Below are 11,815 nucleotides of genomic sequence, written 5' to 3' on the forward strand. Positions count from 1 at the left end.
CGGATGAAACGAACCGCATCGGCAGGCCGGTTCCTATTCGGCCGCCTCTTCCAGCAGCGTGTCGCGGCCCATCTTCGTGCGCAGCGCTTCGGTCGCCTCCACATCCACCGCGAGGGTATAGTCCTCGAGGCTCCCGGTGAAGACGACGCCGTACTTGGCGCGTGCGGCTTCCACGCTGACGTACTCGTCGAGCACGTCGTCCTTCACCGCCTCCGGATCGCGCAGCAGCGGAAAGCCGAACCCGGCGCCGCCGCCGTGCTGGTAGGCGATCACCGCTTCTTCGGGCAGGAGGTCCTGCGCGGTGTGCTCGATCTTGCGCTCGTTCTCGGAGCCCACCTCGAAGTGGTTCGAATAGGGAATCGCATCCTCGCCGCCGCACATCCCGCGCAAGGGGTGGTCGGCAGAGACCATCCACGCCACCGCCGAGGTGGGCTTGAGCACCTGTTTGACGTTGAGCGAGCCCGGCGCGCCGCGCCACTGCCCCGCGCCGCCGCCGTCTGTGGTCATCTCGCGGCTGATGTTGAGGATCGGGAAGCGGCTCTCGGCATCCTCGGCTTCGGACAGGATCAGCGAGCCGAGCGCATTGGGGCACGAGCCCCAGCCGTCGATGCCCTGCACCGCGCTGGTGTCCATCGAGCGGCAGTCGACGCCCTGGTCCATCCACATCATGCCGTTCTCGTCGAAGCCGACCACCATGTTGGGCATGCCGATCTTGTAGAGCTGCGGCTGACTGCGCTCGGGCGCGACCGCGCTCAGGGCGAGGCAGACCGCCTCGGTGATCTCGCAGGCCGGGTGGAACGAGCCGAGCGCGGCGGGCTTGTTCGCCGGGGGCTGGGCGATGCAGCCTTCGGGAATGACGATGTCGACCGCGTTGAAGAAGCCCTCGTTCTTGACGATCGTCGGGTCCATCGCGGCGACGACCTGGGTCATCACGTAGCTGCGCGAATTGGCGAAGGTGTTCCACACGCCGACGAGTTCGGGCCGGTCGTCGGTGCCGGTGAGATCGACGGTGAGCTGGTCGCCCTTGATCGTGCAGGTGACGTGGACCTTGATGTCCTTGGTGCCCGCGGTGTCGTGGTCGATCAGCACGGTCGCCTCGTGCGTGCCATCGGGCCACTTGGCCACTTCCTCGCGCACGCGGCGCTCGGTGTGCTCGATCGACTGGTTGATCGCCGCCTTGACCGTTTCGGCGCCCCACTTGGCGATCAGCTTTTCCAGCATGCGGTTGGCGTGCTGGACGCCGCCGATCATCGCCGCGATGTCGCCGGCGAACGTGGCGAAGCGGTTGTTGCGCACCACGAAATCGAACACGTCCTTGCGCAGCTCGCCGCGGTGGACGAGCTTGAGGCAGGGGTAGATCACGCCTTCGGTGAACACGTCGGTAGCGTCGAGCGAAAAGCCCCCCGGGTCCTTGCCGCCGGTATCGCCCTGGTGCGCCTGCAGCGTCTGGATGCAGATCAGTTCGCCCTTTTCGTCATAGACAGGGCCGTAGACGTTGTAGTCGGGCAAGTGGCCGCCGCCGTGATCGGGGTCGTTGGCGAGAAAGACGTCGCCCGGGCCCCAGTCGTAGCGCTCCTGGTTCATCAGCCCCCAACGCGTCTCCATCTGGTTGACGAAGGTGAGATGCGGCGTGCCGACCGCGCCCATCGCCAGTCGGCCGTTGGCATCGACGATCGCGGCGTTGCGCTCGTTCGACTGGTTGATGATCGGGCTCGAGGCAGCGCGGCCGAGGAAAGTGGCGGACTCGAAGCACACCGTCTCGAACGCGCCGCGAATGATGTCGGCGGTGACCTGGTCGATGTTCACCGAGGTCGGCAGCGGATCGCGCCGCGCGGCGAGCCTGCGGTTGAGTTCGTAGGACATGGGCGTTCCTCTCCGGGCGGTCCTTCTTGTCATCCCGGACTAGGACAGCGGCCGGGCCGCTTCTCGACAAACCGCGCCAAGCGGCATGCAGGAGGCGAAAGGCGAGGGGCATCCGGCGCGCAGTCAAAGCTGGCATTTCGGATCGTGTTCAAGTTGTAAGAATTGCGATCTAGACGTATTCATTCGAAAAGGGATTCGAAAATCGGCGATTCGGAAAAGGCGACCGAAAAGTAAAGCGCTGACTCCAAGGTTTACTTTGAGATCCGATAACTTTGCGATGACGTTGCCGTGACGGCGCGGGCAAGCTCGGGGAGGGGCAACCATGGACTATACGACGGTTCATCCGCTTTCGGCGAGCCAGGCGCATCATATCGACCTGCATCTCTGGCGCGGGGCGCCGCAGAACCTCGATCCCGACAGGCCGGTGCAGATCCTCGTCAATCAGGGCTACGTCGTCGGCTTCTCGCCCACGACGCTCCAGCCCGCCTGGTCCGCCTATCGCGTCGCGCATGCCGACGCGCACGTCGATTACGCGCGGCCGATGCACTATTACGCCGACTTGCGGCTCGACGAGGCGCACCGGCTGAGCAAGGCGACCTTCGGCAAGCTCGGCGGCATTCCGCTCAATGTCGGGCACATGACGCCCAACGAGGTGATCAACCGTCAGTTCGGGCGGCTCGCGCAGCTCGAGACCTTCCTGATGTCGAACATGAGCCCGCAGTACGGCGCGCTCAACAGCGGCGTCTGGCTCAAGCTCGAGGATGCGATCCGCGCGATCGAGGACGAGCCGGGCAAGGACCACGTCTGGGCCACCGTCGGGCCGGTCTTCGGCGAGGAACCGGCGTTCGTGACGCGTGACGGAGGCAAGCTCGTGCCCGTGCCCGAGACCTATTTCGCGATCATCGTCGATCCGCATACCTATCCCTACGACACCCCGTCGAAGGTGCGGATCGACTGTTTCCTGATCCCGCAGACCGCGCCGCGCGGCTCGACGCCCGACGCCTATCCCGCGACGCTGGAGGAGATAGAACGGCGCACGCGGCTCAGGTTCTTCGCGTCCTGGGGCCGGACTTATGCGCTTGGCCAGCAGGCGCGGGAGGACGCGCAGCCGCAAAGCCGCCTGATGCGCGCGATCGCGGCGAAGAAGGACGAATGGGCCGCCGGTTTCGGCCTCGCCGCCAAGGCGCAGCCCGATGCCGAGACCATCGCCGGGCTGATCGACAGCCTCAAGGCGGAGGCCGACGCGATCAACGCGCAAGTCAGCCAGCAGGGGCGCGCGGTCACCGAGGAAGAGCGGGTGCGGATCGAGACGATCCAGCATACGATCTCGTGGCTATTGCGCGCGCAGGAGATCGCCGGCGCTGCCGAACCGGCGAGGCCCGCCGAGGGCGAGCCCGCCGCCAACCTGGTGACCTACAAGATCATCAGCGACCTCGGCGATCGGCTCAAGATGGGCGCACGCAGCGCCTGCAACTTCTGGAACCGCTTCGTCGAGCCGGTCTATTCGATCGTCATCCGGCTTGGCGTGTTCACCGAGGAAAGCAATACCATCGCCTATGCCAGGCAGCCCTACGACAACGGTGACGGAGTCCACTACGGCGAGGTTCGCTTCAACACCAAGTTCCTGATGGACTACTCGGACGAGGAGATCGCCGGGACCATCATTCACGAGATCGGCCATACCCTCGGCATCGGCTGGAAGGTCTGGGACACGCTCTACGACCGCGATACGGGCAAGTTCCTGGAGCCCGCCGTCGAGCAGGTCGCGGGTCTTTCGGCGATGGAGGTCGAGCGCGGCGGCGGTCCCGGCACGATCTATTCGCACTGGTCCGAGACCCTCTTCGATCGCGAGTTGATGACGGGCTACAAGGACAAGGGCGAGTTCGTCCTGCCGGTCACGATCGACGTCATGGAAGCGTTAGGGCACCGCGTTCGCGAGCGGCTCGCCTTCGCGATGAGCCTCGAGGTGCTCTTGCGCGACGCGAAGAGCATGGTCTTCTCGCGCCAGGGCGAGGCGCGCCGGCTCGATCTCGACTATTACAAGGAGACGCCGGTCGTCGAGACCTTGCCGCACGTCCCGGAGTTCGATTGACGCCGTCTCCTTGCTTCAGCAGTTCAGACCACCGTTCACGCTGATCACTTGTCCGGTGATCCGGGCCGCGTCGTCCGAACACAGGAAGACCGCGAGCGGGGCGATGTCGCGCGCGGTGGGCAGGCCGAGCCCGGCGCGGCGCGCCGCCTTCTCCATGCGTGCCGAGCCCATCCGCCGCGCGCTCTCGCTATCCTCGACGAAGCTCGGCGAGATGCAGTGCGCGCGCACGCCGCTGCGCGCCGCTTCCATGGCGAAGTTGCGGATGAAGCCGATCGCGCCCGCGCGCGCGGCGCCGATCATGGCCTGGCGCGGCGCGGCGAAGACGCCCGCGTCCGAAACGAAGGAGATCAGCGTCCCGCCGTCCTGCTCGAGGAAAGGCCAGGCCGCATGGGCGAGTCGCTGCAGCCAGCCCACCGACAGATCGAGGAAGGTGCCGTAGGCGTCGGGATCGGTGTCGGAAAACGGCCCGACGATTCCGGCGGGACCGGTCGCGGTGCAATCGATCACCGCGTCGAGCCGTCCGAACTGCTCGGCCACGTCGGCGACGAGCAGTTCGGCCGCATCGCTCGAGCGGACGTCGACGACGAAGCCTTCCGCCTCGCCCGAGGCTTCGCCCGACAAGTCCGCGACGAGCGCGTGCACCTTGTCCTCGCTGCGCCCGTGGATCGCCACGGTCCAGCCGTACGCCACCGCCTCGCGCGCGATCGCGGACCCGATCGAGCCGCTACCTCCGGCGATGAGCATGACGCGTTTCATCGATGCGGAATCGCGGGCGCGATCAGTCGCTGTCGTACATCGCGGCGCGCATGTCGTCGGGCGCGAGGTCGGAGAACTTGGTGATCCGCGCCTCGAACTTGAGCCGCACCTTGCCGGTCGCGCCGTGCCGCTGCTTGGCGACGATCAGTTCGGACAGCCCCATGATCTGCTCCATCTTCTCGCGCCAGGCCTCGAACTTGGCGACGACTTCGGGCGGATCGGTGTCGGTCGGGAACTTCGGCTCGGTCGCCTTGTGGTAGTAATCCTCGCGGTAGACGAACCAGACCATGTCGGCGTCCTGCTCGATCGAGCCCGATTCGCGCAGGTCCGAGAGCATCGGGCGCTTGTCCTCGCGGCTTTCGACCGCGCGGCTGAGCTGCGAGAGCGCGATCACCGGCACGTTGAGTTCCTTGGCGAGCGTCTTGAGGCCGCGGCTGATCTCGGAAATCTCGTTCACGCGGTTGTCCTGCGCGCGGCCCGTGCCCTGGAGAAGCTGCAGGTAGTCGATCACGATGAGGCCGACGTTGTGGCGCCGCTTGAGCCGCCGCGCCCGCGCGCGCAGCGCGGCGATGGTGAGGCCGGGGGTGTCATCGATGTAGAGCGGCAGTTCGGCGAGCCGCTGGCTGGCGAAGGCGAGCTGCTGGAAGTCCTCGCGGCTGATCTTGCCCATGCGCAGCGCTTCGGAACTGATCCCCGACTGTTCGGCGAGAATACGCGTGGCGAGCTGGTCGGCGCTCATTTCGAGGCTGAAGAATGCGGTCGCCGCACCCACCGACTTGTCCTCTGCGATGCCGTCCTCGATGTCGCGCTTGAGGCGGTTGGCGGCGTTGAAGGCGATGTTGGTCGCAAGCGAGGTCTTGCCCATGCCGGGACGCCCGGCGAGGATGATGAGGTCGGAATCGTGCAGGCCGCCGATCTTGGAATTGACCGAATCGAGCCCCGTGGTCTTGCCCGAGATATGGCCGCCCGAATTGAACGCCTTCTCGATCGCGGCGATCGCGGTGCGCGTGGCGACCCCGAAGCTTTGCGCCTCGCTGGCGCTGCCCGCGCCTTCGGCGACCTTGTAGAGCGCGGCTTCGGCCTGCTGGATCTGCTCCATCGGCTCGACCGCCTCGGAGGTGTCCATCGCCCCCTCGACCAGCCCGCGCCCGACCGAGACGAGTTCGCGCAGCAAGGCGAGGTCGTAGATCTGCTCGGCCAGTTCGCGCGGGGCGAGCAGGCCCTGACCGTCGGCGGTGAGCCGCGCGAGGTAGGCGACGCCGCCCAGCTCCTTGAGCGCCTCGTCCGATTCGAAATAGGGCCGCAGCGTTACTGGCGTGACCACCGCCTTGCGATCGAGCAACTGGATGATTCGTTCGTAGATTCGCGCGTGCACCGGCTCGTAGAAATGCGTCGGCGCGAGCTGCGTCTGCAGTTCCTCGATCACGCGGTTGTCGATCAGCACCGCCCCGAGAAACGCGGCTTCCGCCTCGACGTTGGAGGGCAGCGCGCGCGGTTCGGGCGGCGCGTTTCGGAAGAGGAGTTCGGGCTCGGCCATAAGCGCGGCACCTTGCTCCCGGCCCCGCGTCCCGGCAACCCGACAAACGATGGAAAGTAATCCACAGCGTGTGGAAGAGCGCTCCGGACTTGCCCCGGCATGCTGCAATTGCGTAAGGCGCATGGGGCATGCCCGATCCGCGCATCTCGCACATCGAACTCGACGAGGCCACGATCCTCTCGCGCAATGCCGATATCGAGCAGGAACGGCGTGTGGCGATGTTCGATCTGATCGAGGACAACACCTTCAAGCCGGTGCGCTCCTACGAGGCGGGACATCACGGGCCTTATCGCCTGCACCTATCGGTGCGCGACGGGCGGCTGATCATGAGCGTCGCCGACGAGCAGGGAAATGCCCTCGAGACGCTTGGGCTCGGCATGGGCCGCTTCCGGCGCTCGATCCGCGAATACTTCGCGATCTGCGAGAGCTACTATCAGGCGGTGCGCAAGGCCACCGCGCAGGAAATCGAGACGATCGACATGGCCCGGCGCGGGGTTCACAACGGTGCGGCGGAAATGCTGATCGAGCGGCTCGAAGGAAAGGTCGAGACCGACTTCGATACCGCGCGCAGGCTCTTTACCCTGATCTGCGTGCTGCATATCAGGGCCTGAGGAAGAATCGGGCGCGGGGGCGGCCCGGGCGTTGCATCAGGGTTCGGGGGCACCAAAGCTGACATGGCCAGGAAGCGGAGCAGCCGCGCCTTGCTGCGCCTGTTGGGCGCCTTGGCGCTTGTGGCGCTGGTCGGCGGCGCATGGGGCTGGTGGCATCTCCACCACTGGCTGCCGCCGCGCGCGGACTACCCGGTGCAGGGCGTCGAGATCGGCGCGGAGGACGGCGCGCTCGACTGGAGCACGGTGAAAGGCATCGGCGCCGACTTCGCCTATATCGACGCGAGCGCCAGTGCCTCGGCGCGCGATCCGAACTTCGTGACCAACCTCGAGGGCGCGCGGCTCGCCGGCTTGCAGGTGGGCGCGGTCCATCGCTACGATCCGTGTCAGCCCGCGGAGAAGCAGGCAGCCAATTTCGTCACCACGGTGCCGCGCGACGCCGATATGCTGCCGCCGGCCGTCGAACTCGACATGACGGCCGAGCACTGTCTGATGAGGGTCAACGAAGCGAAGGTGGAAAGCGAACTCATGACCTTTCTCAACCAGGTCGAAACGCACACCGGACGCGCCACGATCCTCAAGGTGAGCGATCGCTTCGAGGCCGAATACGGCATCGCAGCCCGGATCGACCGCAACCTGTGGCTGGTGCGCGACCGCTTCGAGCCCGACTACGCGGGCCGTCCCTGGACGATGTGGACCGCCAACACGCGGCTTTCGAACGAGATCGCCGACGGCGACTTGCGCTGGGTGGTGGTCCGCCCGTGAGCGCGTCCGTGCAGACTTCCGCCGAGCGCGACCGGCTCATCGGCATGGCACGCGAGGCCGCGACCGGAGCCTATGCGCCCTATTCGCGCTTCCATGTCGGCGCGGCGCTGCTCTTCGCCGACGGTTCGGTCGTGACCGGCGCCAATGTCGAGAATGCGAGCTACGGCTTGTCGCTTTGCGCCGAGACCGTCGCGGTTTCGGCAGCCATGGCCGCAGGACGGCGCGGCGGTCTTGTCGCCGTTGCGGTGATCGGCGGGATCGGGGGCGTATTCGGCGAAACCGTCACGCCCTGCGGGCGCTGCCGCCAGGTTCTCAACGAACTGGCGCAGAGCGGCGATACCGATCCCGTGATCTGGTGCGCGGGGGGCGAGGGCGTGTTCGAGACGCGCCTCTCGGCGCTGCTGCCCCACGCCTTCGGCCCCGCGAACCTCGGCCAAGCCTGACCGCTCAGCGGCGACGCCGGGCGGCGGTGGTCGCTTCTTCCTCGCGCATTTCCTTGACCGCTTCCTCACGATGCCGGTCGAGCACCAGCGAGCCGGTGCGCTGCGGATCGTGGGCGCGTCGATAGGGAATTTCGTTGCCGATGTTTTCCATGGTGTTCTCTCCTGTTCTGGGCGCTCGCTTCATGGCGAGTCGCTTCTGCCTCCTACTCATATGGGAAGCCGAGGCGATGGTAACACCCCGATCCGGAGCGGATTTTTCGGGTCGTTCATCCCGAGCAGCGCTATCCTGCCCTCGGCCCGACATGTCGATGGCAGGGCAGCAGCCGAGGACAAAGCATGGCCAAGCCGCTTTCCGCGAAAACGATCGCAACCATCAAGGCAAGCGCTCCCGCGCTCCAGCAGCACGGCGTCGCGATCACCACCCGCATGTACGAGCGGCTTTTCATCAACCCCGAGATAGAGGCGATGTTCGACCGAGCGGCACAAGAATCGGGCGAGCAGCCGCGCCGGCTCGCCGGGGCGATCCTCGCCTATGCGCAGAACGCCGACAAGCTCGAGAACCTCGGCGGCGCGGTCGAGCGCATGGCGGCACGCCACGTGGAGGCCGGTGTCAGGGCCGAGCACTATCCGCTCGTCGCGCAAGCGCTCTTGCCCGCGATCCGAGACGTGCTGGGCGATGAGGCGAGCGACGAACTGCTCGAAGCCTGGGGCGAGGCCTACTGGTATCTCGCCGAGATCCTGATCAATGCCGAAAACGCGCTCTACGCGCAGCAGGACAAGCCCTGAACCGCGATCACGCCGCGTCGAGCGCGGGTTGCAGCCGCTCCTCGAATTCACGGATCAGCCGGCGCACCTTGGGCAGCAGGTGGCGGCGCTGCGGCGAGACCAGCCAGACCTTCTCGGGCTCCGCAAGGCAATGCTCGAGCACCGGGAGGAGGAGCCCCTCGGCGATCGGGCGGCGCACATAGAACTCGGGCAACTGGCAGATCCCGCGCCCGGCGAGCGCGAAGCCGACCACCGCGGCGCCGCTGTTGCAGCGCCAGCGCCCGCGCGGCGTGATGACACGCGGGCGCCCGCCTTCGAGAAAGTGCCAGTTGCCCGCGGTGCCGACGAGACATTCGTGGCGGGCGAGATCGTCGACCGAGTGCGGTGCTCCGGCTCTCTCCAGGTAGGCGGGCGAGGCGACGGTGGCGAGGCGGCGGCGCGCGATCTCTCGGCTGACGAGGCGCCGGTCATCGCCCTCGCCGGTGCGGATCGCGAGGTCGTAGCCCTCGGCGAGAATGTCGGTCACGCGGTTGGTCAGGTCGATCGAGACCGAAAGGCGGGGATGGCGATCGGCATAGTCGCCCACGATCGGGGCAATGAAGCGCTCGCCCATCACGATCGAGCAGGTTAGGCGCAGCTCGCCTTGCGGCTCGTCGTCACCGCGCGTCAGCGCGAGCAGTTCGTCGCGCTCCTGGATCAGGCGGCGCGCGTGCTCGATGAAGTTGCGGCCGGCATCGGTTGGGCTGACGCGCCGCGTCGTGCGGTTGAACAGCGCGACGCCAACCCGGTCCTCGAGCCGCGCGACCACCCGGCTGACGTGGGAGGTCGAGACGTCGAGCAGGGCGGCGGCGCCCACGAACGAGCCGGCGTCGGCGATCGCAACGGCTTCTTCAAGGCCTTCCCATGGCGGCATGGTGCGCGGATTGTCCCTCTGCGGAAATAAAGCATTACGTCCAAGCCCCTTTATCCGCCACGCGCGGCAATGCTAGGCCCTGCGTTCCGATCCCTTCAAGCGAGACCAGAATCGATGAAAACCCGTGCCGCCGTCGCCTTCGAAGCCAAGAAGCCGCTCGAGATCGTCGAGGTCGATCTCGAAGGGCCCAAGCAGGGCGAGGTTCTCGTCGAGATCAAGGCGACGGGTATCTGCCATACCGACGCCTACACGCTCGACGGGCTCGATTCGGAGGGCATCTTCCCCTCGATCCTCGGCCACGAGGGCGCGGGCATCGTGCGCGAGGTGGGGCCGGGGGTGACCAGCGTGAAGCCCGACGACCACGTCATCCCGCTCTACACGCCCGAGTGCCGCCAGTGTAAGTCGTGCCTTTCGGGCAAGACCAACCTGTGCACCGCGATCCGCGCGACGCAGGGGCAGGGGCTGATGCCCGACGGCACCAGCCGCTTCTCGTACAAGGGCGAGACGATCTTTCACTACATGGGCTGTTCGACCTTCTCGAACTTCACCGTCCTGCCCGAGATCGCCGTCGCCAAGATCCGCGAGGACGCGCCGTTCAAGACGAGCTGCTACATCGGCTGCGGCGTCACCACCGGCGTCGGCGCGGTGGTGAACACGGCCAAGGTGCAGGTGGGCGACAACGTCGTCGTCTTCGGCCTCGGCGGCATCGGCCTCAACGTGATCCAGGGCGCGCGGCTCGCCGGCGCGAACAAGATCATCGGCGTCGACATCAACCCCGACCGCGAGGAATGGGGCCGCAAGTTCGGCATGACCGACTTCCTCAACACCAAGGGCATGAGCCGCGAGGACGTGGTCGCCAAGATCGTGCTGATGACCGACGGCGGCGCCGACTACACATTCGACGCCACCGGCAACACCGAAGTCATGCGCACCGCGCTCGAGGCCTGCCATCGCGGCTGGGGCACCTCGATCATCATCGGCGTGGCGGAGGCGGGCAAGGAAATCGCCACGCGCCCGTTCCAGCTCGTGACCGGACGCAACTGGCGCGGCACCGCCTTCGGCGGCGCCAAGGGCCGCACCGACGTGCCCAAGATCGTCGACATGTACATGACCGGCAAGATCGAGATCGACCCGATGATCACCCACGTCATGGGCCTTGAGGAAATCAACACCGCCTTCGACCTGATGCACGAGGGCAAGTCGATCCGCTCGGTCGTGGTCTATTGATGGAGACGGTTTCAACGAACAAGAGCCACGGCGGCACGCAGGGCGTCTACACCCACCAGTCGCGCGAAACCGGGACCGGAATGACCATCTCGGTCTTCGTGCCCGAGCATGCCCCGGGCGCGAAGCTGCCGGTGCTCTGGTATCTCTCGGGCCTGACCTGCACCCACGCCAACGTCACCGAGAAGGGGGAGTTCCGCGCTGCCTGCGCCGAGCACGGGGTGATCTTCATCGCGCCCGATACCAGTCCGCGCGGCGACGAGGTGCCCGATGACGAGGGCTACGACTTCGGCAAGGGCGCGGGCTTCTACGTCGATGCGACGCAGGAGCCCTGGGCGAAGAACTACCGCATGCGCAGCTACATCGAGCGCGAATTGCCCGCGCTCGTCGCCGAGCGGTTCCCGGTCGACATGGAGCGCCAGGGCATCACCGGCCACTCCATGGGCGGCCACGGCGCGCTGACGATCGGCTTGCGCAATTCGGCCCGCTTCCGTTCGGTGAGCGCCTTTTCGCCGATCGTCGCGCCGCTCGCCTGCCCTTGGGGCGATAAGGCGCTGGGCGGCTATCTCGGCCCCGATCGTGCCGCCTGGCGCGAATACGACGCCTGCGCGCTGATCGAGGACGGCGCGCGCCTGCCCGACCTGCTCGTCGATCAGGGCACCGCCGATGGCTTCCTCGAAGAGCAGCTCAAGACGCATCTGCTGCGCGAGGCGTGCGACAAGGCGGGCCAGCCGGCGACGATCCGCATGCAGGAGGGGTACGACCACTCGTACTACTTCATCTCGACCTTCATGGCCGAGCACATCGCGTGGCACGCAGAGCGGCTGAAGGCCTGAGGGAGCGCGGACC

The 11,815-nt window shown here is 66.8% G+C and carries 12 protein-coding genes; 7 read left to right on the forward strand and 5 right to left on the reverse strand.

The window, feature by feature from the left end; all coding sequences use genetic code 11:
- Positions 1 to 33 precede the first annotated feature (33 nt).
- Positions 34 to 1,863: a hydantoinase B/oxoprolinase family protein gene (locus B2G71_RS03245; protein WP_098104291.1), complete on the reverse strand. Its 1,830-nt coding sequence runs from the start codon at positions 1,861 to 1,863 to the stop codon at positions 34 to 36.
- Positions 1,864 to 2,185: 322 nt separating this feature from the next.
- Here B2G71_RS03245 and B2G71_RS03250 point away from each other — a divergent pair, with 322 nt between their 5' ends.
- Complete coding sequence (locus tag B2G71_RS03250) at positions 2,186 to 3,955, forward strand: DNA/RNA non-specific endonuclease (RefSeq protein ID WP_098104292.1); 1,770 nt, start codon at positions 2,186 to 2,188, stop codon at positions 3,953 to 3,955.
- 15 nt (positions 3,956 to 3,970) lie between these two features.
- Here B2G71_RS03250 and B2G71_RS03255 read toward each other — a convergent pair whose 3' ends face one another.
- Both B2G71_RS03255 and B2G71_RS03260 read right to left on the reverse strand, forming a co-directional pair.
- Complete coding sequence (locus tag B2G71_RS03255; RefSeq protein ID WP_240529980.1) at positions 3,971 to 4,711, reverse strand: SDR family oxidoreductase; 741 nt, start codon at positions 4,709 to 4,711, stop codon at positions 3,971 to 3,973.
- Between the two features lie 22 nt (positions 4,712 to 4,733).
- Complete coding sequence (locus B2G71_RS03260; protein ID WP_098104293.1) at positions 4,734 to 6,248, reverse strand: replicative DNA helicase; 1,515 nt, start codon at positions 6,246 to 6,248, stop codon at positions 4,734 to 4,736.
- A 128-nt stretch (positions 6,249 to 6,376) separates the two neighbouring features.
- Between B2G71_RS03260 and B2G71_RS03265 the strand changes: the two genes are divergently transcribed.
- The 3 genes from B2G71_RS03265 to B2G71_RS03275 all read left to right on the forward strand — a co-directional run bounded on the left by B2G71_RS03265 (position 6,377) and on the right by B2G71_RS03275 (position 8,064).
- Positions 6,377 to 6,859 (forward strand): UPF0262 family protein, encoded by a 483-nt coding sequence (locus B2G71_RS03265; protein WP_098104294.1) that lies wholly within the window; start codon positions 6,377 to 6,379, stop codon positions 6,857 to 6,859.
- A gap of 63 nt (positions 6,860 to 6,922) precedes the next feature.
- Positions 6,923 to 7,621 carry a glycoside hydrolase family 25 protein gene (locus B2G71_RS03270; protein WP_098104295.1) on the forward strand — a complete coding sequence of 233 codons (699 nt, stop codon included), beginning with the start codon at positions 6,923 to 6,925 and terminating at the stop codon, positions 7,619 to 7,621.
- Positions 7,622 to 7,629: 8 nt separating this feature from the next.
- Entirely contained in the window at positions 7,630 to 8,064 is a 435-nt protein-coding gene (locus tag B2G71_RS03275; protein WP_098104434.1) for a cytidine deaminase, read from the forward strand.
- Positions 8,065 to 8,068: 4 nt separating this feature from the next.
- Here the strand turns inward: B2G71_RS03275 and B2G71_RS24000 are convergent, their stop codons facing one another.
- Positions 8,069 to 8,215, reverse strand: coding sequence for a hypothetical protein (locus B2G71_RS24000; RefSeq protein WP_168176231.1), 147 nt, complete (start codon positions 8,213 to 8,215; stop codon positions 8,069 to 8,071).
- 185 nt (positions 8,216 to 8,400) lie between these two features.
- On the opposite strand from B2G71_RS24000, the gene B2G71_RS03280 reads away from it, so the two are divergent.
- Positions 8,401 to 8,850 (forward strand): globin domain-containing protein, encoded by a 450-nt coding sequence (locus tag B2G71_RS03280; RefSeq protein ID WP_098104296.1) that lies wholly within the window; start codon positions 8,401 to 8,403, stop codon positions 8,848 to 8,850.
- Between the two features lie 7 nt (positions 8,851 to 8,857).
- On the opposite strand, the gene B2G71_RS03285 is transcribed toward B2G71_RS03280, so the two are convergent.
- A complete protein-coding gene (locus tag B2G71_RS03285) occupies positions 8,858 to 9,742 on the reverse strand; it encodes a LysR family transcriptional regulator (protein WP_098104297.1) in 885 nt (294 codons plus the stop codon).
- Between the two features lie 114 nt (positions 9,743 to 9,856).
- Here B2G71_RS03285 and B2G71_RS03290 point away from each other — a divergent pair, with 114 nt between their 5' ends.
- Positions 9,857 to 10,969, forward strand: a complete 1,113-nt coding sequence (locus tag B2G71_RS03290) for an S-(hydroxymethyl)glutathione dehydrogenase/class III alcohol dehydrogenase (protein ID WP_098104298.1) — start codon at positions 9,857 to 9,859, stop codon at positions 10,967 to 10,969.
- Positions 10,969 to 11,802, forward strand: a complete 834-nt coding sequence (gene fghA, locus B2G71_RS03295) for an S-formylglutathione hydrolase (RefSeq protein ID WP_098104299.1) — start codon at positions 10,969 to 10,971, stop codon at positions 11,800 to 11,802. Before B2G71_RS03290 ends, fghA begins: the two co-directional genes overlap by 1 nt.
- Positions 11,803 to 11,815 lie beyond the last annotated feature (13 nt).

This window comes from Novosphingobium sp. PC22D (genome assembly GCF_002556635.1).
In the GTDB taxonomy this organism is placed as follows: Bacteria; Pseudomonadota; Alphaproteobacteria; order Sphingomonadales; family Sphingomonadaceae; genus Novosphingobium.